The sequence below is a fragment of the Pseudomonas sp. StFLB209 genome (assembly GCF_000829415.1).
Lineage (GTDB): Bacteria > Pseudomonadota > Gammaproteobacteria > Pseudomonadales > Pseudomonadaceae > Aquipseudomonas.
In genome coordinates this window covers 3,076,433-3,097,434 of record NZ_AP014637.1, presented here as the reverse complement: position 1 = coordinate 3,097,434, position 21,002 = coordinate 3,076,433, and the positions used below count along the sequence as shown (strand labels likewise).

Annotated in this window: 10 protein-coding genes, 1 other RNA gene and 3 pseudogenes; 9 read left to right on the top strand and 5 right to left on the bottom strand. The window is 58.6% G+C overall.

Annotated features, from left to right (window positions below):
* Positions 1-345: 345 nt before the first annotated feature.
* The 8 genes and pseudogenes from PSCI_RS13775 (at position 346) to PSCI_RS13745 (ending at position 10,336) form a co-directional block, all read left to right on the top strand.
* Positions 346-2,034 carry a lactate permease LctP family transporter gene (locus tag PSCI_RS13775; RefSeq protein WP_045487671.1) on the top strand — a complete coding sequence of 563 codons (1,689 nt, stop codon included), beginning with the start codon at positions 346-348 and terminating at the stop codon, positions 2,032-2,034.
* A gap of 84 nt (positions 2,035-2,118) precedes the next feature.
* Complete coding sequence (locus tag PSCI_RS13770; protein ID WP_045487668.1) at positions 2,119-2,940, top strand: (Fe-S)-binding protein; 822 nt, start codon at positions 2,119-2,121, stop codon at positions 2,938-2,940.
* On the top strand, positions 2,937-4,394 hold the full coding sequence (locus PSCI_RS13765; RefSeq protein WP_045487665.1) for a LutB/LldF family L-lactate oxidation iron-sulfur protein: 1,458 nt from the start codon (positions 2,937-2,939) through the stop codon (positions 4,392-4,394). The genes PSCI_RS13770 and PSCI_RS13765 overlap by 4 nt, the downstream gene beginning before the upstream one ends.
* Positions 4,394-5,065, top strand: a complete 672-nt coding sequence (locus PSCI_RS13760) for a LutC/YkgG family protein (protein WP_045487662.1) — start codon at positions 4,394-4,396, stop codon at positions 5,063-5,065. Before PSCI_RS13765 ends, PSCI_RS13760 begins: the two co-directional genes overlap by 1 nt.
* Entirely contained in the window at positions 5,062-7,872 is a 2,811-nt protein-coding gene (locus PSCI_RS13755) for an FAD-binding and (Fe-S)-binding domain-containing protein (RefSeq protein ID WP_045487659.1), read from the top strand. The genes PSCI_RS13760 and PSCI_RS13755 overlap by 4 nt, the downstream gene beginning before the upstream one ends.
* A 260-nt stretch (positions 7,873-8,132) precedes the next feature.
* Entirely contained in the window at positions 8,133-8,417 is a 285-nt protein-coding gene (locus PSCI_RS13750) for a hypothetical protein (RefSeq protein WP_045487655.1), read from the top strand.
* 83 nt (positions 8,418-8,500) lie between these two features.
* Positions 8,501-8,892: a transfer-messenger RNA gene (ssrA, locus tag PSCI_RS28640) on the top strand.
* A 187-nt stretch (positions 8,893-9,079) separates the two neighbouring features.
* Positions 9,080-10,336: pseudogene (locus PSCI_RS13745) on the top strand (integrase domain-containing protein).
* Between the two features lie 964 nt (positions 10,337-11,300).
* Here PSCI_RS13745 and PSCI_RS13735 read toward each other — a convergent pair.
* From PSCI_RS13735 to PSCI_RS13715, 5 genes and pseudogenes are all read right to left on the bottom strand, one after another.
* Positions 11,301-14,423: a type I restriction endonuclease subunit R gene (locus PSCI_RS13735; RefSeq protein WP_045487652.1), complete on the bottom strand. Its 3,123-nt coding sequence runs from the start codon at positions 14,421-14,423 to the stop codon at positions 11,301-11,303.
* 186 nt (positions 14,424-14,609) lie between these two features.
* Positions 14,610-15,548: a COG2958 family protein gene (locus PSCI_RS13730; protein ID WP_045487649.1), complete on the bottom strand. Its 939-nt coding sequence runs from the start codon at positions 15,546-15,548 to the stop codon at positions 14,610-14,612.
* Position 15,549: 1 nt separating this feature from the next.
* Positions 15,550-16,854: a restriction endonuclease subunit S gene (locus PSCI_RS13725; RefSeq protein WP_045487647.1), complete on the bottom strand. Its 1,305-nt coding sequence runs from the start codon at positions 16,852-16,854 to the stop codon at positions 15,550-15,552.
* On the bottom strand, positions 16,844-18,577 hold the full coding sequence (locus PSCI_RS13720; protein WP_045487644.1) for a class I SAM-dependent DNA methyltransferase: 1,734 nt from the start codon (positions 18,575-18,577) through the stop codon (positions 16,844-16,846). The genes PSCI_RS13725 and PSCI_RS13720 overlap by 11 nt, the downstream gene beginning before the upstream one ends.
* Positions 18,578-18,951: 374 nt before the next feature.
* Positions 18,952-19,733 (bottom strand): annotated as a pseudogene (locus PSCI_RS13715) (AraC family transcriptional regulator).
* Positions 19,734-19,884: 151 nt separating this feature from the next.
* On the opposite strand from PSCI_RS13715, the pseudogene PSCI_RS13710 reads away from it, so the two are divergent.
* A pseudogene (locus PSCI_RS13710) lies at positions 19,885-20,862 on the top strand (IS5 family transposase); the annotation flags it as partial.
* Positions 20,863-21,002 lie beyond the last annotated feature (140 nt).

Here is a 21,002-nt window from a genome sequence, read left to right as displayed (position 1 = left end):
TTATCGGGCCCGTCTATTCTGGCCGATCCGAGCACCTTAGGCATCTGCCGCATGGCTGTCACTGAACCATTGCTGTACTGCTGCCGGGCTGATTCAGACCAAAGTCGCAAAAAGAGCAAATTGACACATCCCCGATAAGGCTTCTACCCTAGCAACCAGACCTTGTAAATTGGTCTTACCAATTAACCAAGAGCTATATGAGTAACCAACTGCACGTATATCGCTGGACCTTTCCCGACCGGAAAGGCCTGAGCTGGTGCACGGGACGCTACGACCACCCGCCTGAATCAGGCACGTACGCCACCGGACACCGGGCCTAACCAAAAACAACTAGGGGCCAACCCAATGCAAACCTGGCAACAACTCTATACCCCCTTGGGCAGCCTGGGCTTATCCGCCGCCGCTGCGCTGATCCCGATCATTTTCTTTTTTCTCGCCCTGGCGGTGTTCCGTCTCAAAGGCCACATTGCTGGCAGCATCACGCTGGGCTTGTCGGTGCTGGTGGCGATCTTCGCCTTCCAGATGCCGGTCGACATGGCGCTGGCTGCGGCCGGCTACGGTTTTGCCTACGGTCTGTGGCCGATCGCCTGGATCATCGTCGCAGCGGTATTTCTCTACAAGCTGACCGTCAAGAGCGGCCAGTTCGAGATCATCCGCAGCTCGGTACTGACCATCACCGACGACCAGCGCCTGCAGGTGCTGCTGATCGGCTTCTGCTTCGGCGCCTTTCTTGAAGGCGCGGCAGGGTTCGGTGCGCCTGTGGCAATCACTGCCGCCTTGCTGGTTGGCCTGGGCCTGAACCCGCTATACGCCGCCGGCCTGTGCCTGATTGCCAACACCGCGCCGGTGGCGTTCGGGGCGCTCGGCATCCCGATCATCGTTGCCGGCCAGGTCTCGGGCATCGACGCTTTCAAGATCGGCGCAATGACCGGTCGCCAGCTGCCGTTCCTGTCTATCTTCGTGCCGTTCTGGCTGATGTTCATCATGGACGGCGTGCGCGGCGTCAAGGAAACCTGGCCGGCCGCGTTCGTGGCGGGCTTCAGCTTTGCCGTCACCCAATACCTGACCTCGAACTTCATCGGCCCGGAACTGCCAGACATCACCTCGGCGCTGGTCAGCATCATTTCCCTGACCCTGTTCCTCAAGGTCTGGCAGCCGCAGCGCGCCACTGACGCAGTGATCAGCAGCGGTGGCGGCACCGCCGTACTGGGCGGTGGAGGTCATATCCCGGCCCCGTCACGTACGCCGTCGCCCTACACCCTGGGGCAGATTTTCAAAGCCTGGTCGCCATTTCTGATTCTCACCGCGATGGTCACTGTATGGACGCTCAAACCCTTCAAGGCGCTGTTCGCTGCCGGCGGCCCGCTGCAGGCCTGGACCATCAACACCGCCGTACCGTTTCTCGATCAGTTGGTGATCAAGGGCACGCCAATCGTGGCCAAGGCAACCGCCATGCCGGCGGTGTACAAGCTGGACCTGATTGCCGCTTCCGGCACCGCCATCCTGCTCTCGGCCATCATCTCGATGATCGTGCTGCGCATCAGCGCCAGGATTGGTCTGACCACCTTCAAAGAGACCGTGATTGAACTGCGTTGGGCAATCGTATCGATTGGCATGGTGCTGGCGTTCGCCTTCGTCATGAACTACTCGGGGATGTCTTCGACACTGGCGCTGGTACTGGCCGGCACCGGTGCGGCCTTTCCGTTCTTCTCGCCATTTCTGGGCTGGCTGGGGGTATTCCTGACCGGTTCGGATACTTCTGCCAACGCCCTGTTTGGCTCCCTGCAAGCCACTACAGCGCACCAGACCGGCGTCAGCGATGTGCTGATGGTCGCCGCCAACTCCAGCGGCGGCGTCACCGGCAAGATGATTTCGCCACAGTCCATTGCCGTGGCCTGCGCAGCGACCGGCCTGGTCGGCAAGGAGTCGGACCTGTTCCGCTTCACCCTCAAGCACAGCCTGTTCTTCGCCACCCTGGTGGGGATCATCACCTATGCACAAGCGTATTGGCTCACCGGCATGCTGGTGCACTGAGTCGCGGTCAATCCGTAAACCCTGGCGCCGCCGTGATGGCCGGCGCCAGCTTTCGATAACCGGGCCCACCCGGAGAAGCACCTGATGAACGAACTGTTCTATAACGCCTCCCCCAATGCCACGCGACTGGCGCCGCGCCATCCAGCACGGCAGTACCCTGCACAGAAACCACAACGGGTGTACCTGTTCGGCACCTGCGTGGTCGACCTGTTTTTTGCGCAAGCGGGCATGGACACCATTCACCTGCTTGAGCGCGAAGGTATCCAGGTGAACTACCCACAGGGTCAGAGTTGCTGCGGCCAGCCGGCCTACACCAGTGGCTACACTGAGCAGGCCCGGCAAGTCGCCCGCGCTCAGGTGCAGTTGTTCGAAGGCAGCGACCCGGTGGTCGTGCCGTCTGGCTCGTGCGCGGGCATGTTCCGTGAGCATTATCCAGAGCTGTTCAAGGACGAGCCGCCGATGCTGGAAAAAGTGCGCAATCTTGCCGCGCGCACTTATGAACTGACCGAATTCCTGCTGCATGTCTGCAAGGTGCGCTTCGATGACCAAGGCCAGCCGATCAGGATCGCCTTGCATACATCCTGCTCGGCACGCCGGGAGATGAACACCCACCTGCATGCCCGCGAACTGCTTGGCCAACTGGGCAACGTCGAGCGTGTCGAACACTCGCATGAAAGCGAATGCTGCGGCTTTGGCGGCACGTTCAGCGTGCGTATGCCAGACATTTCCGGGGCCATGGTGGCCGACAAAACCCAGGCACTGAAAGACTCAGGCGCCGACCAGGTCATCACGGCCGACTGCGGCTGCTTGATGAATATCAACGGGGCACTGGAGAAGCAGCGAGCATCGCTGCACGGCATGCATCTGGCCAGTTTTCTCTGGCAGCGCACCGGAGGCCGCTCATGACCGCGCACAATCGTATTGCGGCCGTAGAGCTCAACCCCGACTTCCCCAACCGCGCCCGTCAGGCACTTGGCGACAGTCAACTGCGCGGCAATTTCCGCCGCGCCATGGATTCATTGATGACCAAGCGCGCCGCGGCGTTCAGCGACGCTGACGAACGCGAAGAGCTGCGCGAGCTTGGCAATGCCATCCGGGCCCGCGCGCTGTCGAAACTGCCTGATCTGCTGGAGCAACTGGAACACAACCTGATCCGCAACGGCGTTCAGGTGCACTGGGCCGAAACCATCGAGCAAGCCAATGCCATCGTGCTGTCTATCGTCGAAGCGCATGAAGCCCGGCAACTGATCAAAGGCAAATCGATGGTCAGCGAAGAAATGGAAATGAACCATTTCCTCGCTGAGCGAGGCATCGAATGCCTGGAAGCCGACATGGGCGAATACATCGTACAGATGGCTCACGAGAAGCCCTCGCACATCATCATGCCGGCCATCCACAAGAATGCCGGCCAGGTTGGCACGCTGTTCCATGAGAAGCTCGGCGTCGACTACACCAGCGATGTCGACCAGTTGATTCAGATTGGCCGCAAGGTGCTGCGCCAGAAGTTCTTCGAAGCCGACATCGGCGTGTCTGGCGTCAACTTCGCTGTGGCTGAGACCGGCACCCTGCTGCTGGTCGAAAACGAAGGCAATGGCCGCATGGTCACCAGCGTGCCGCCCGTGCATATCGCGGTCACCGGCATAGAGAAGGTGGTGGAGAACCTGCGCGACACCGTGCCACTGCTGTCGCTACTGACTCGCTCATCACTGGGCATCCCGATCACCACCTACGTGAACATGATCTCTGGCCCGCGCAAGGCTCATGAGCTCGATGGCCCGCAGCAAGTCCACCTGGTACTGCTGGATAACGGCCGCAGCCAGGCCTTTGCCGACAGCGAGCTGCGCCAGACCCTCAACTGCATCCGCTGCGGCGCGTGCATGAACCATTGCCCGGTGTATACCCGGGTCGGCGGGCACACCTATGGCGAGGTCTACCCTGGCCCGATCGGCAAGATCATCACCCCACACATGGCCGGCCTGAATAAAGTACCGGACCACCCCAGCGCGTCGTCGTTGTGCGGAGCCTGCGGTGAGGTCTGCCCTGTGAAGATTCCGATTCCGGCACTGTTGCGCCGGTTGCGCGAAGAGAACGTCAAAGCGCCGGATGCACCCAACCCGGTGATGCGCGACCAGGGCCGCAAGTACTCACGTAAAGAGCGGCTGATCTGGAACGCCTGGTCGGTGCTCAACCGCTCGCCAGCGCTGTACCGGGCCTTCCGCTTTCTCGCCACCCGCCTGCGCGCCTTGATGCCCGCTAACCTCGGCCCGTGGACGCAGCATCATAGCGCTCCGAAACCCGCGGCCCGGTCACTGCATGAGTTGGCCCGCGAGCACCAGGCCCGGCAGAAGAGAGACACCTGATGAACGCCAGAAACACTATTCTCGCCAAGCTGCGGCGTAGCCTGGAAGGCACTCAACCGATTGCCGATCATTTCAATGAAGCAACAGTGACCGGGCCATGGAGCTATACCGCACAGACCCGGCTCGCCCGCCTGCGCCAATTGATGGAAGCGGTACATACCGAAATCCATCTGTGCCGCGAGCACGATTGGCCACAACGCCTGGCGCAACTGGTCAGCGAGCGGCAACTGCCCAACCTGTTGATCGCTCCGGGGACACTGCACGGGCAACGGATTCGCGAACACTGGGCGCAACAGCCCGGCCTGGCGCCGCTCAAGGCCTATGACAAACCGATAGAAACCTGGAAAAAAGAGCTGTTCGACGATACGGCCGCCAGCGTGACCGGCACACTGGGCGCGATCGCCGCGACCGGCAGCCTGATCCTTTGGCCTAGCCGCGAAGAGCCGCGACTGATGAGCCTGGTGCCGCCGGTGCACTTTGCTCTGCTCAAAGCCAGTCAGATCCACGACAACCTGTACCAGGCGCAGCAGCAACAGCAATGGGCGAACGACATGCCGACCAATGCGCTGCTGATCTCCGGCCCGTCCAAAACCGCCGATATCGAACAAGTGCTGGCCTACGGCGCCCATGGTCCCAAGGACCTGGTGGTGCTGATCCTGGAGGACGCATGACCCTGCCCGCCAACTTTTTGCGCCAGGCGCAATTGTTGATTCCCGAACAGCGCCGCTTCGATGATCCGCTCTCGACCCTGGCTTTCGGTACTGACGCCAGTTTTTATCGGTTGATCCCCAAACTGGTGATCCGGGTTGAATCCGAAGACGAAGTCGTGGCGCTGCTCCAGCTGGCTCAGGCCCATAAGGTTGCGGTGACCTTCCGTGCGGCGGGCACCAGTCTGTCTGGTCAGGCAATCAGCGATTGCGTGCTGCTGGTGCTGGGCGATAACTGGAACGGCCGCGAGATTCGTCAACAGGGCAGCCAGATCCGCCTGCAACCCGGCGTGATTGGTGCTCAAGCCAATGCCTGGCTGGCCCCCTTTGGCCGCAAGATCGGCCCGGACCCGGCGTCGATCAATGCCTGCAAGATCGGTGGTATCGTCGCCAATAACGCCAGCGGCATGTGCTGCGGCACCGCCCAGAACACTTATCACACACTGGCCGGCATCCGCCTGGTGCTGGCCGACGGCACTCGCCTGGACACCGAAGACCCTGCCAGCGTCGCCACCTTTCGCAACAGCCACGCGCAGTTGCTGGAGCAACTGGCCAGCCTCGCACGCAAGACCCGCAACAACAGCGAACTGGCGGCCAGAATCCGTCATAAATACCGTCTGAAAAACACCACCGGGCTGTCTCTCAACGCCTTGGTGGATTTCGATGAGCCACTGGATATCCTCAGCCATCTTTTGGTGGGTAGCGAAGGCACTCTGGGTTTTATCAGTGCGGTGACTTATAACACCGTGCCCGACCACCCAAATAAAGCTTCGGCGCTGATCGTGTTCCCGGACGTGGAGACCTGCTGCAACGCCGTCAGCGTCCTCAAACAGCAGCCAGTGGCCGCCGTGGAACTGCTCGATCGGCGCAGCATGCGCTCGGTCCAGGACAAACCGGGTATGCCGGCCTTCGTGCGCGAGCTGTCGGAAAACGCCTGCGCCCTGCTGATCGAGGCCCGCGCGGCCAGCCAGAGCCTGCTGCATGAACAGCTGGCGCAGATCATGGCGTCGCTGGCGCCGTTTGCAGTGGAGCAACAAGTCGACTTCAGCGAAGACCCACAGGACAACGCCCGGCTATGGGCAATTCGCAAAGACACCTTCCCTGCTGTCGGTGCCGTGCGCCAGACCGGTACCACGGTCATCATCGAGGACGTTACCTTTCCAGTGGAACAACTGGCCGCTGGCGTACGTCGACTCATCGCCCTGTTTGAAAAGCATCATTACGATGAGGCCATCCTGTTTGGTCATGCCCTGGAGGGCAATCTGCACTTTGTCTTCACTCAGGGCTTTAACAGCCATGAAGAAGTCGCACGCTATCAGGCGTTCATGGATGACGTCGCCGAGCTGGTCGCTGTCGAGTTCGGCGGCTCACTCAAGGCAGAACACGGCACAGGCCGCAACATGGCGCCATTCGTCGAGAAAGAATGGGGCAGCGACGCCTATCAACTGATGTGGCAACTCAAGCACCTGCTCGACCCCAACGGCATCCTCAACCCGGACGTGGTGCTGAGCAACGATCCGCACATTCACCTCAAGCACCTCAAACCCATGCCGGCAGCCGACGAAATTGTCGATAAGTGCATTGAATGCGGCTTCTGCGAACCGGTGTGCCCGTCCAAAGGACTGACCCTCAGCCCTCGCCAGCGCATCGTCATCTGGCGTGACATTCAAGCGAGAAAACGCCGCGGCGAAGATACCCGCGCGCTGGAGCAGGGTTACCAGTACCAGGGCATCGATACCTGCGCCGCCACCGGACTGTGCGCCCAGCGCTGCCCGGTAGGCATCAATACCGGTGAGCTGGTCAAAAAACTGCGCGCCAAACAGGCCAGCCATGACAAAACCGCTGACTGGATAGCGCAGCACTTCAAGACCGCCTTGCAGGGCGCACGCTTTACCCTACGAGTGGCCGACGGAGCCCGCAAACTGCTCGGTGCGCCGCGTATGGCAAAAATCTCGGCAGCGCTGCACACAGCCTCCGCCGGCCGCGTGCCACAGTGGACAGCCGCCATGCCGCAGCCAGCACAGGCCATTCGCTTCACACCGCCGATCGACGATCAACGGCCGCGAGTGGTGTACCTGGCCGCATGCGTCTCGCGAGTAATGGGCCCGGCCGCCAGCGATCGGGAACAGACCTCGCTACTGGACAAAACGCGCAGGCTGCTGGAAAAGGCTGGCTATCAGGTGGTGTTCCCGGAAGATGCAGACAGCCTGTGCTGCGGCCAGCCGTTCGCTTCCAAAGGCTATACGGCCAAGGCTGACGAAAAGCGCGATGAGCTGATCAAGACACTGCTCAAGACCAGTCGCGGCGGGCTTGACCCGATCTACTGTGACACCAGCCCCTGTACCCTGCGCCTGATCGAAAGCCTGAAGGACAGCCGCCTGGACCTCTATGACCCGGTGCGCTTCATCCGTACCCACCTGCTGGACAAACTGACCTTTACCCCGCAGCAGGAACCGGTGGCAGTGCATGTCACCTGCAGCACCCAGCATCTGGGCGAAAGCCAGGCGCTGATCGACCTGGCCCGGTTGTGCAGCGTCAACGTAGTGATTCCGGAGGGCATTCACTGCTGCGGCTTTGCCGGCGACAAAGGCTTCACCCATCCGCAACTCAATGCTCACTCGCTACGCCCGTTGAAGAACGCTGTGCAGTATTGCAGCGAAGGCATCTCCACCAGCCGCACCTGTGAGATTGGGCTGTCGCATCACTCAGGGATTGATTATCACAGCCTAGTTTACCTGGTGGATCGGGTGACACAGCCACGGACGCGATGACTCCGCTGACCTCAATAAATAGCTGGGACATCACTGAACCACGTTTGCGTGATGTCCCGCGAGGTTAGCGACCTATCGCCTCTTTTTAGTGCATTTCACCCTGTTTTCGACTTTCTGTTCGCCGAGAAAAATAAATAGAACCCCTGCCAAACCTCACAGTCAATCCTTTAAGCCCCCGTTACAGGATGGCTTTTCGCAACCTCGGGCAGCGGCCCTCACGACCCCGGCCATACCGAGTCCACAGGCTAAAGGAGAGACACATGAAACGTACCGCATTTACAGGACTGTTCCTCAGCGCTGCACTGTTGGCTTCCCCAGTCTTCGCCGCCGAAAACCTCTGCGACGTGAACCTGCAAAGCATCAAGGATGCGCAGGTGTCTACCAACTCCAACCTGAGCCCTGAAGTCAAGGCATCGCTGGAGAAGACTGAAGCCGATGCTCGGGCCGCCAAGGCCGCGAACGATGAGAAAAAATGCATCGAACTGACTGACAAAGCCATGACCGACCTGAAGAAAATCGGCTCCGGCAGCGAGGGCGCCAAATAATTGCCAGGTAGCCCGCACAGCGGGTCGACGTGAAGCGCCTTTAGGCGTACACTGCGCCCCACTGACTACCTGAACGTAGTCACGGGGCCGATTAGGATTCGACGCCGGTGATGAAACTTTAGGTGCATGCCGACTTGGTAACAGAAGTCGTAAATCCACTGTTGCAACTTTCTATAGTTGCCAATGACGAAAACTACGAGGGCTACGCTCTCGCTGCGTAAGCGGCGCGACTAGCTCTTCTGGTAGCTTCGGCTCCAGCAATCATCAGGGGATGCCTGTAAACCCGAAATGATTGTCATACAGAACAGGATCGCCGCCTAGTACGTTGTGGACGACGTGGCTAAAACTTACACAACTCGCCCAATGCACCCTGCCCGTCGGGTCGCTGAGGGTTAACTTAATAGACACGGCTAAGCATGTAGGACCGACAGCGGAGTACTGGCGGACGGGGGTTCAAATCCCCCCGGCTCCACCAAATGATCAAACAAAGACGTCCACGGACGTCTTTTTTTGTGCCTGCGATCCAGTAAATACGCGGCCTCCAGCGCTTTTGCGGTCTTTTGAGAGTTTTTGAGTTCCAGCCATTCGGGTATTCCAGACGGTATTCCAGCTCACCCGGTGCTAATCTTTGGAATACCGAATCAGTGCCTGAGGACAATCTCATGCCTGCTCAAAACCTCCGCCTCTCCGATCGACAGCTCAAGGGAGTCAAACCGGCGCCCAAGGATTATGTCCTCACGGACGGTGACGGTTTGCAACTCCGTGTACGCAGCAACGGCTCTCTGCTGTGGAATTTCAATTACCGTGAACCGGTGACCAAGAACCGCATCAACATGGGCTTGGGCACCTACCCAGAGCTCTCGCTGGCGAACGCCCGAAAGATCGCGGTCGAAGCACGCGAACTGCTCGCCCAAGGCATCGATCCGAAGGTGCAGCGCGATACGCTGAATGAGGCCAAGCGCGCAGAAACGGAACACACCTTCGAGAACGTGGCCACCGCCTGGTTCGAGCTTAAGAAAGACTCGGTCACCCCAGCCTACGCCGAGGACATCTGGCGGTCGCTCACGCTGCACGTGTTCCCCGATTTGAAGACGACACCACTCGCGAAGATCACGGCGCCGATGGTGATCGCATTGCTTCGTCCAATCGAAGCGAAAGGCAGCTTGGAAACAGTCAAACGTCTTAGCCAGCGGCTAAACGAGATCATGACCTACGGCGTAAATTCCGGCCTGATCTTCGCCAACCCGCTCAGCGGCATCAGGGCAGTATTCAAGAAGCCCAAGAAAGAGAACATGGCTGCGCTTCCGCCCGAAGAACTCCCCGAGCTCATGCTGGAGATCGCGAACGCCAGCATCAAACGCACCACCCGCTGCCTGATCGAATGGCAGTTGCATACCATGACTCGCCCCGCCGAAGCGGCGACCACTCGCTGGGCAGACATCGACTTTGAAAGGCGTGTCTGGACTATCCCACCAGTGCGGATGAAGAAGCGCCGCCCACACAGCATCCCGTTGAGTGATCACGCCGTCGCACTACTGGAGTCACTGAAGACTCACAGCGGTCATCGCGAGTACGTCTTCCCGGCCGACCGAAATCCACGCACCCACGCCAATAGCCAGACCGCCAACATGGCGTTAAAACGTATGGGCTTCCAGGATCGGTTGGTCAGCCACGGCATGCGTTCGATGGCGAGCACCATCTTGAATGAACATGGGTGGGACCCGGAGCTCATTGAGGTCGCACTGGCGCATGTCGACAAGGATGAGGTGCGCAGCGCCTACAATCGCGCCGACTACATCGAACGCAGGCGTCCGATGATGGCTTAGTGGAGTGAGTACATCCAGAAAGCCGCGACCGGTAGTCTGCTTGCCTCAGCATATGGCCAAGTCAGAGACAAGAACGTGGTGCCGATCCGCTAGCGCTGTACAGGCGCAATAACGGCGGCGACAGCAACTGAGCGCTCAAGATTCAGGGAAAGCAGCCTCGTTTTTCCGCTTGTCAGCACGGGTCCATCCAAACAGGGCTGCAAAGCCGCCCTGTTTGGATGGACCTCACTTTAAAGAGCTAAAAGACACGACGTTGTCCGGGATTGACCACGGAACTCCACCAATGGATAACCGCTTTTCACATCCCCAAGAGCGCTGAGTTTCGGCCCTTGACCGGGTTTATCCACAGGCGTAGAACTGGCCGTGCGAAGGCTGTCGATGACAGCCCCCCAGGTGACCCGAACCTTCAAGGTCATGCCGCTCTCGCGGTGGTTCTCCCCAAGGGCGATTCGCATCCGGCAGCTCGCCCGGTCACTACCCATGTGATGGATGCTCTTACACATCTAGCGCTCGTGCGCCAGATACTCCGTACCTCGCTGCCCTGCAGCAACCTATCCGCTTGGCCGAAGATTGCGCCAACCTGTGCCCGTCTCTTTCAGTGGAAAGAGACGGGCACTTCTACCACTGCTGCAGCCCTGATCGCACAAGGCTTTGCGGCATTCTCCCTCGTGACAATCGGCGTGACAAACGCCGATGTCACCAGCAACAGCCATGTAGATGATGGTGCCGCAGAGCAAGGAATGGACTGCACCTGACTGACAGTCAGGCATGCCCCGGTCATCGCATTGCTGCTTGCACATGGCTCAGGATCTTCAGGCGCTGGTCTCGTCAGCCAGTGCTGCCTCCACCCGTCCACCGGTAACGGTGTTCAGAGGCCAGATCATGAGATGCCCTTGCTCCTGGTCGTAAGGAGCCGCCAGTCCCGCGTTAGAGGACAACCCCACAGGTCGCAGGGGCCTTGATCCCTGATAACACTCAGCATTCTTGGCGGGATGACGTGGGGCGAGAATCAGAGAATGGGCAATAAGGTGATCGCATGGCATTGGTGGCCCCCCAACTACAACCATGTCTCACAAAGCGTTTCAGCTTGATTCAAGATCAGTTGCGTAGCCTCCTCCGCCTGATCAGGCGGATATTTGTACTTACGCAGGATCCGCCGCACCAAAATGCGTAGTTTGGCCCGAACGCTTTCGCGGCTGCTCCAATCAACGCTGACGTTTGCCCGCAGGCTGGCGGTCAGCTCGTGGGCAATTTTGGCTAGGATGTCATCACCCAGCTCGCGTACAGAGGCCTCATTGTTGGCCAAGGCATCGTAGAACGCCAGTTCGTCATCGTTGAGTCCCAAGGCATCGCCACGCTGACTAGCGGCGGCGAACTTCTTGGCCATTTCGATTAATTCTTCAATGACCTGAGCGGTTTCGATTGAGCGGTTCTGGTAGCGCTTGATCACATTGGCCAGTAACTCAGAGAATTTCTTCTCCTGCGCCAGATTGGTGCTGTAACGGCTTTTGATCTCATCTTCGAGCAAGCGCTCCAATAGCTCAACCGCAAGGTTCTTCTCCGGCAGGTTGCGCACCTCGGCGAGAAACGCATCATCGAGCAGGCCGATATTAGGCTTGTCCAAGCCTACAGCGTCAAAGATGTCCACCACCTCACCGGAGACCACTGCATTGCCGATGATCTGGCGGATGGCCAACTCACGTTCTTCGTCAGTCTTTTTCTGCTGACTGACTTCACGCTTGATCAGGATCACCTTGATTGCCTGGAAGAACGCCACTTCCTCGCGGACGGCCTTAGCTTCATCCAGTGTGCAGCACAGGGTAAAAGCCTTGCTCATGGCCAGTGCGTTGTCGGCAAAACGCTTCTTGCCATCTTCTAGGCCCAACACATGGTTAGCGGCGCCAGCCAGCAGCTTGTGCCCGCCGGTGAGGAACTCGCTGTAGTCGAAGCCATGCAGCAGGCTACGCAGGACGTCCATCTTTTCTTCCAGCACCGAGTAGGCCTCATGGGCATCCACGGTAGGTCGGCCCTTACCCTTGCTACCGGTGTACTCCTTGAGTGCAGCTTTCAGTTCATTGGCGATGCCGATGTAATCCACCACCAAGCCGCCCTGCTTGTCCTTGAATACCCGGTTTACCCGGGCTATAGCCTGCATCAGGTTGTGACCCTTCATCGGTTTGTCCACGTAAAGGGTGTGAACGCACGGCGCATCGAAGCCGGTCAGCCACATGTCACGAACGATCACCAACTTGAGCGGGTCGAGTGGGTCCTTGAAGCGTTTTTCCAAGCGCTTTTTGACTTGGCCGGAATAGATGTGCGGCCGTAGCAAAGCCTTATCCGAGGCGCTGCCAGTCATAATGATTTTGATCGCACCTTTCTCAGGATCTTCGTCGTGCCACTCCGGCCGCAAGGCGACAATCTCATTGTACAGGTGCACACAGATATCGCGGCTCATGGCAACCACCATTGCTTTGCCGGGCATCTGCCCCACACTCACCATGCCATGGTTACGTTCCTCGAAATGCTTGACTAGGTCAGCGGCCACGCTATGTACACGTGGTTCTGCACCAACCACTCGCTCCAGCGCGGCCCAACGGCTTCTCAGCCTGGCCTGCTGTTCGTCCTCCTCATCTTCGGCCAGTTCATCGACCTGCTCGTCAATCGCTGGCAGCTCACTCTCTTTCAAAGACAGCTTGGCCAGACGCGACTCGTAATAGATGGCAACGGTCGCACCGTCTTCAGTGGCCTGCTGCATGTCGTAGACGTGTATGTATTCACCGAAAACCGAGCGGGTGTCACGGTCTTCGCTGGATACCGGAGTGCCAGTAAAGGCCACGAAAGTGGCGTTCGGCAGCGCATCGCGCAGGTGCTGGGCATAGCCCACCTGGTAACGGGTTCGACTTTCGGCGGCCTGCAGTACCTCCGAGGTTTTCAGCTCGGCGCCAAATCCGTACTGGGTGCGATGTGCTTCGTCGGCAATGACCACGATATTCGGGCGATCGGACAGCACCGGGAAGGTGTCTTCATCCGCACCTGGCATGAATTTCTGGATGGTGGCGAAGACAATGCCGCCGCTCGGCCGATTGTTCAGTTTGCGGCGCAAGTCACCGCGTGACTCCACTTGGACGGGCTGTTCGCGCAGTAGATCCTGAGACAGCGAGAACACTCCGAACAACTGGCCGTCCAGGTCGTTGCGGTCGGTAATCACCACGATGGTTGGGTTTTCCATTGCTGCTTCCTGCATCACCCGGGCGGCGAAGCAGGTCATGGTGATGCTCTTGCCTGAACCCTGGGTGTGCCAGACCACCCCGCCCTTGTGGCTGCCGCCGGGGCGCGAGGCACTGACCACCTGCCCAATGGCGGCGCGCACCGCATGGAACTGGTGGTAGCCGGCAATCTTCTTCACCAGCCGGCCGTCATCCTCGAACAGCACGAAGTAGCGCAGGTAATCAAGCAGCATCGGCGGGGCCAAGGCACCGCGCACCAGGGTCTCCAGTTCGTTGAACTGACCCAACGGATCAAGAGCCTGACCGTCAATGGTGCGCCAGTTCATGAAACGCTCGACATTGGCGGACAGCGAGCCCATCCGCGCTTCGCTACCGTCAGAAATCACTAGGATTTCGTTGTACTGGAACAGATCCGGGATCTGCTCTTTGTAGGTCTGGATCTGATCGAAGGCTTTGCCCAGGTCGGCCTTCACATCCGCCGGATTCTTAAGTTCCAGCAGCACCAATGGCAGGCCGTTGACGAACAGGATGATGTCCGGACGCCGGGTATGTTTCGCCCCCTGGATGCTAAACTGGTTGACGGCCAGCCAATCGTTGGCCTTCACCTCGACCCAGTCGATCAGGCGCACGAAGTCGCCACGGGTTTCACCGTCTTTCTGATACTGCACCGGCACGCCACTGACCAACAGGCGGTGGAACAAGCGGTTGGCCGACAGCTGAACCGGTAGGCCCAGCTCCTGCACCTGCTTGAGGGCATCCTCCCGTGCGGCCAGCGGCACCGTGGGGTTGAGCTTGGCAATCGCGCTGCGCAAGCGCTCAATCAGGAGCACCTGGCGGTAGTTGTCACGCTCCGGGGTCTCACCGTCATAGGCGATAGTCGGGCCGTACACATGGCGGTAGCCCACCTCTGCCAGCCAGCCGAGTGTTTCCTGTTCCAATTGATCTTCGGTCATTCCACTTCACTTCCTGTGTCTCGTTCCCCTGCCAGCTCCGCCCCGATCTCGACATTGCTCGGCAGGTTGCGGCCTAAGGTTTCGGGCAAATCGTGTAAGAGTTGGTATTGGGCGGCATCGCCGGGTGTGTAGATACCAGCTGGCGCATATTCGGCCACCACCCGCCTAGCAATAACGCTAGTGGCTTCACTCGTTAGCCTCCCACTCCCTGGCCGCTATTTCGCCAGTCTGATGGAAGCGCCTTACCCGCCCCAGAAACTCGGCGAAGTCAGCATTTTCTGCCGCCAGGCGGTTGCACATATCCCAGTCGACTTCACTGCGTTCGCGGGCCGGAATCAGAATCTGGCTTTCCGTGGGACTCTGAACGTCAAGCTGAATCACCCCAATGCCATGCGCAGCGGCGAGCATGCGCAACTCTTTGAGTGTGCCGTCGCCCTCGACCGTGGCGGCTACCAAATAGCCAAAATGCGCCCAAGATGAGTTGGACACGGCCTGGAAGAAAGTCTTGCGCGCATTGGAGCGGTTGAGCAGCAGCTTGACCTCAAATGACCACAGTCGAGCACGACGCTCGCCCAACACACGGACGCAGTCACGCAAACCTGACGTCCAGTCGGCCGTCAGGTCTTCAAGGCCGACCAGATCCGGATGCAACCATTCGTTTCCCCCGATACCCGCACGGTTGGACGAACGTTTTTCGTTGATCCGCATGGCGTACACGCACTGCTCATCCGTCAACAGGTACTTCGCCAACATCGGATAGAGCGCATACTCGCGCAACGGCGAGGGCTCAGGCAGGTCTGACTCTACGAGGGTACCCCCTTCAGCCGCCGCCACCTCAGCGTTGGCATCCATCTCCGACCAGTAATAGTGACGTGGCCGTCCTTCGGTCGTTTTTAGTTGCGGGTGCATCTGCTGCCAGCGCGGGCGTGAACCAGAGATCTCCGCCACCAGTTGTTGTACCAGATCATTGTCAGTCTGAATGTAGCTGGCACTGCCAGCCTTCTTGACCGCACACTCAGCCGGAAACTGCTCGAATATCCATTGCGCCAGCTCGCGGGCGGTCTGATGGGTATCCGGCAGACTCTGCAGGCGTTCAACGACACGTTGACGTAAATTAAGCGACATATCAGACAGCCTCCGACAACATGGCTTCGACGGAGGCCTTCATTTCCGGCAGGCGCAGTTGGCCGGAGATCAGGCGAGGGAGCAAGGTATCGCGAAGCTGAGTGAGGGTACGGGCTTTCTCCGCATTCACCAGCCAGCGTTCTAAGAGTGGTTCAATCAATACCCCTGCATTGCGAAGCACCTCGGCGGGTGGGACAACAACCTTAGCCTCTGTTAGGTGCTTTCTCTGAATGTGCCCCATCGTGGTCGCCTTGCTGGCAGCTGTATGTTGGAAGTCAGTCAAGTGCTGACGCGTCCAGAGGTAGTAGAACCATTTTGGAAAGTCATTAGACGTCACTTTGAAAAGATGCTGGTTCAAGGCGCCTTCGCCACCACACCAAATCACAACCTCAAGGCTGCCCGACCATGAGAACAGGACATCACCGTTCTGAATTATGTATTCGGGGTTTATGTTCCTGCCCGCTCTATCCGCACCAACCGTATCGCCTTTACGTAGCTGGGCAATTTTGATGACTGGAAGCCAGCCATCGTCCGTTGGCGGGAACCTCTGCAGTGCCAACCCATTTAAGTAGTTGGCAATCGAATCCAAGCTGCGAACCTTCCATCCCCTCGGCACCAACCCTAGCTCTGACTCTTCGAAGCTATCCGGAAAAAGCGCCGTGGTTGCCGCATCCATGCCTTCGGGCTCAAGCCCTTCCGCCTTGGCGCACACCGGGTCGAAATCGACAAACCAAGATTTGAATAGCGCCTGGGCGATGGCTTCTAGGGTGGTATTGGTTTCTCGGAGCAAGGTGATGCGGTCGTCTATTGAGCATAAAACACTTGCAATCTCAGCCTGCTGCTCTAGGGGCGGAATAGTCAACTCAAAATTGGGAATATCCCGACAGCGAAGACTGTCGAATACAGCGCCTACGTTTATGAATTTGGATACCTCATTCCACCATTCCGGGCCTTTTAGTAACCAACGCAAGAAACGAGGAAGCACTCTCTCGCCGCTAGCTCTAAGTACGACAAGGTTTTGCCCTATCGCGCAGTCCAGCCCAACAGGGATGTGAGCACTATCACCAGAGCTGCATCGACGCACGACAATCACATCGTTAGCTTGGGGTTTGAGTTTTTTTGTCCAATCGATGTAATCCGCATGGGAGATCCTGCGAACGCCATCAAGCACAATATGGCCATTTTTGAGTTGCGGTATCGCGATATACGGATAGCCTTCATCCACTGATTTCGGCGTTCGATGATCACAGTCGATCAAAACGACGCCCGCTTCTTTAAGTGTGAGGCGATTCCACTCAGAACTCATAGCCTAGCCCCCCCAACTTATGGCGTATTAGTTGATCGAGCTCTGCCCCCTTGGCTAACTGCTCGCCCAGCAAGGCGGTAAGGTTCTGCATTTTCTCGGCAAAGGCCTCGTCATCATCTTCGACAGCCTCAACCCCGACATAGCGCCCAGGGGTTAGCACATAGCCATGCTCGGCTATTTCGGCAAGCGTCACACTGCGGCAGAAGCCGGGGATGTCGGTGTACTCCGCAATCTCACCGCCGATATCCAGCGGCTCGCCACGCCAGTCGGCTACGGTCTGGGCGATACGTTCGATGTCGCTGTCTAGCAGCTCGATTTGCACCCTGCTGATGTTGGTACCGAGCTTCCGTGCGTCGATAAACAACACCTCTCCAGGGCGTTTGGTTTTCAGCTTGGCCAAGAACCAAAGGCAGGCCGGGATCTGCGTGTTGAAGAACAGTTGGCCCGGCAGCGCGACCATGACTTCGACTACATCGGCCTCGACCATGGCCCGGCGGATGTCACCCTCAGTGTTCTGGCTGGAGCTCATTGAGCCATTGGCCAGGACGATGCCGGCTCGACCACTGGATTTGAGGTGGAACAGCATGTGCTGCAGCCAGGCGTAGTTGGCATTGCCCTGCGGCGGCGTGCCGTAGACCCAGCGCGGATCGCCGTCGAGGCTCTTATGCCACCAGTCGCTGACGTTGAACGGTGGGTTGGCCAGGACGAAATCGGCGCGTAGGTCGCTGTGCTGGTTGCGCACAAAGGTGTCACCCGGCTCCTTGCCGAGGTTGAAATCGATGCCGCGGATAGCCAGGTTCATTGCCGCCAGACGCCAGGTGGTCGGGTTGGACTCCTGGCCGTAGATCGACACGTCGCCCAGCTTGCCACCGTGAGCCTCGATGAATTTCTCCGACTGCACGAACATTCCGCCGGAGCCACAGCACGGGTCGTAGACCTTGCCGTGATGTGGGTTGAGCACGGCCACCAAGGTTTTGACAATGCTGGCCGGGGTGTAGAACTGTCCGCCCTTTTTGCCTTCGGCACTGGCAAACTGGCCAAGAAAGTATTCGTAGACCTGGCCGAGCAGGTCACGGGCGACACTGGCATCTCCGCCGAAACCAATGGTCGAGATCAGGTCGACCAACTCGCCGAGCTTGCCATCCGGCAGTTGGACACGGGCATAGCGCTTGTCGAGGATGTTCTTCAGCGACGGGTTTTCCACTTCGATGGCGGCCAGTGCCTCGTCGATGCGCTTGCCGATATCGACCTGCTTGGCGGCGGCCCGGAGCGATTCCCAACGAGCAGCTTCCGGCACCCAGAACACGTTGACTTCCTTGTAGTAATCACGCTCTTCCAGTTCCTCAGCCAGGTATTCGGGATCGTCACTATTCAGGCAGTACTCATCCGTGGGGTCGGCAAAGCGGCGCTCCAGCTCTGCACGGCGGCCGGCGAAGCTGTCAGAGATGTACTTGAGGAAGATCAGACCGAGCACGATGTGCTTGTACTCGGCGGCGTCCATGTTGGCGCGCAGCTTGTCGGCGGTGGCCCACAGGGTCTTTTCCAGATCCTGCAGGGTGCTGCTGGTGGCGCTGGCAGCGGCCTTTCGCCCGCGCTTCTTTTTCGCCGGCTCCGATTCTGGATCTGCCCCTGTTTCGCTCGGCGCCAAGCGGGTGCGGGCCTGCTTGAGTGCCTGTTCAGCGAGAACGCTGGCGGCCTGTTCGGTACCCTTTTGTTCCGGCATGGACTATATCCCTACATTCGACGCAGATGAATTGCGCATTAAAAAATGAAAACCCGACCGCAGGGGCCCGGGCGAAGATAGCTACATGATACCGGTGCAGATAGCTTTTCGGCATCATCGATCCCATAGCTGCTTTAGCATATGCGACCGAAGATGCAGATTTCCGCGCACAATAAGTCGGTGAGATGCCAGCGCCAAGACTGGACGTGCCCACAGGTAAACGATTCAGGCATACCCAACTGGCGATAGTGCGCTAGTCACATCTCAGCTGGCTAACGCGCCCGCAATTGCATGCGCCGCGATGATCAACCTGTACACATAATTGACATATCGCTGAGTATAAAAACCACCGATCAAGGAGTCTGACTCCGTCCCTACTGCAACGGGATATAGATATCCGTGTGCCACTCGTCCAGCGGCGTTTCAGGAAAGACGCTCAGGTAGTGGAAGAACAACGGATGATCACGGAGTTCTTCGATACTGTCGGGCAGCCAGTCGCGATAGATCGGATTGATGCTCTCACCAATGTGATCGGGCGAGCCGATATGGCTAACGACCACACAACGGCCGCCGGGGATAATCAACTCGCGCCCTCGATAGTCGTTCGGCGCCACCGCCTCTTCGATTTCGCCACAAATGTCGAAGCGGTAATCTTCCGCTGGCGTCGTGTCAGGATCGCCATATGGAATGCCGAAGGTGCGGCTCGCGCATACCGGCGACTGCCCGCTTCCCATCCGCCACTGGATGAATTGGCGCACGCTTTCGTCAAGCTGTGCGGGAGAGCCGCGGTGTTCGAGGGCAGCGACCCGGACTTCGGCGAAATCAACGATACGTACCAGCATGGTTATGCTCCTGGAAAAGTGGGGAACAGCGAAAACCTCATGCCAGGTCTGCCAGTTCGGCTGCTGTCGAAACTGGCGTCAAGCGAGGCGTCCAGCATCGAGTAGTGCGCACTGGACGCCACCCGCCGCAGGCGCATCAGTTGCACATAAACCGGCACGCCCACATAGGCGGTGAATTGCCGGTGGAAGTGATAAACCGAGAAATGCGCAACCTCGCTCAGCGTGTTGACCGAGAGGTCACCTTCAAGGTGGCCTTCGATGTAAGCAAGCACGGCATCGAAGCATTTGGCGTAGGCAGTCGGATTATCGGGCACCGGGCGGAAGCTCCTGGTTATGCGGTCGACGACAGAATCACCCAATCCGGAGGCAGCGTGCCTAGGGATTCTCCGATCAAGTCAGCACAGCTCATCTGACCTGTGCTGAAATAGCACTCTGTCCAATTGCCCTCTACAAGCCCGCCATCCCATGAGTCAAATGAGCTTTTCCGATTTCGAGTACGCCGGTAAGCGCAAGCAAACCCGTCGCAAGCGTTTCCTGGCCGAGATGGAGCAGGTGGTTCCGTGGAGTGGGTTAGTGGCGTTGATCGAGCCTCACTACCCAAAGGCTGGCGGTGGCCGCAAGCCGTATCCACTGGAAACCATGCTGCGCATTCACCTGCTGCAGAACTGGTTCTCGTTGAGCGATCCAGCCATGGAAGAGGCGCTGTACGAGATTACTTCGATGCGCCAGTTTGCTCGTCTGACGCTCAGCGCTCCGATACCCGAAGACACGACGATCATGAATTTCCGGCACCTGCTGGAGAAGCATCAGTTGGCGGCGGGCATTCTGGAAACCATCAACAATTACATGCGAGACAAGGGCCTGTCGTTGCGTCAAGGCAGCATCGTCGACGCCACCATCATCCACGCACCCAGTTCGACCAAGAAGAAGGAAGGCAAACGCGATCCTGAAATGCATCAGACGAAGAAAGGTAATCAGTATTTCTTCGGCATGAAGGCGCATATCGGTGCCGATGCTGAGTCGGGGCTGGTGCACCACGTCCACGGCACAGCGACGAATGTGGCTGATGTAACGGAGGTCGCTCACCTGTTGCATGGCGAAGAAAGTGTTATCTGTGCCGACGCGGGTTATACCGGCGTGGAGAAGCGGTCGGAGCATGAAGGAAGGCCGGTGATCTGGCAGATTGCGGCTCGTCGTAGCACCTACAAGCACTTGAGTAAACGCAGCGTGCTCTACAAAGCCAGACGCAAGATCGAGAATGTCAAAGCGCAGGCACGAGCGAAGGTCGAACATCCATTCCGTGTGATCAAGCGCCAATTCGGCTATGTGAAAACCCGCTTCCGTGGCTTGGCCAAGAACACGGCGCAACTGACCACACTGTTTGCTCTGTCGAATCTGTGGATGGTGCGCCGGCAATTATTGCCTGCTGCGGGAGAGGTGCGCCCGTGGAGGCAGAAAACCAAGGCTGTGCCTTGGTTATCCAATAATCAGCGGCTGAAAATCGGGCTTTTCGGCATGCCCAAGCCGTCCATTTCCGGCTGATGGGCAACTTGATCGGAGAGTCCCTAGCCGGACTTGCTCAG

Excerpts from the sequence above, each read along its gene's own strand:
- PSCI_RS13775 (WP_045487671.1), top strand. The coding sequence starts at position 346 with ATGCAAACCTGGCAACAACTCTATACCCCCTTGGGCAGCCTGGGCTTA.
- PSCI_RS13770 (WP_045487668.1), top strand. The coding sequence starts at position 2,119 with ATGAACGAACTGTTCTATAACGCCTCCCCCAATGCCACGCGACTGGCG.
- PSCI_RS13765 (WP_045487665.1), top strand. The coding sequence starts at position 2,937 with ATGACCGCGCACAATCGTATTGCGGCCGTAGAGCTCAACCCCGACTTC.
- PSCI_RS13760 (WP_045487662.1), top strand. The coding sequence starts at position 4,394 with ATGAACGCCAGAAACACTATTCTCGCCAAGCTGCGGCGTAGCCTGGAA.
- PSCI_RS13755 (WP_045487659.1), top strand. The coding sequence starts at position 5,062 with ATGACCCTGCCCGCCAACTTTTTGCGCCAGGCGCAATTGTTGATTCCC.
- PSCI_RS13750 (WP_045487655.1), top strand. The coding sequence starts at position 8,133 with ATGAAACGTACCGCATTTACAGGACTGTTCCTCAGCGCTGCACTGTTG.
- PSCI_RS13735 (WP_045487652.1), bottom strand. The coding sequence starts at position 14,423 with ATGACCGAAGATCAATTGGAACAGGAAACACTCGGCTGGCTGGCAGAG.
- PSCI_RS13730 (WP_045487649.1), bottom strand. The coding sequence starts at position 15,548 with ATGTCGCTTAATTTACGTCAACGTGTCGTTGAACGCCTGCAGAGTCTG.
- PSCI_RS13725 (WP_045487647.1), bottom strand. The coding sequence starts at position 16,854 with ATGAGTTCTGAGTGGAATCGCCTCACACTTAAAGAAGCGGGCGTCGTT.
- PSCI_RS13720 (WP_045487644.1), bottom strand. The coding sequence starts at position 18,577 with ATGCCGGAACAAAAGGGTACCGAACAGGCCGCCAGCGTTCTCGCTGAA.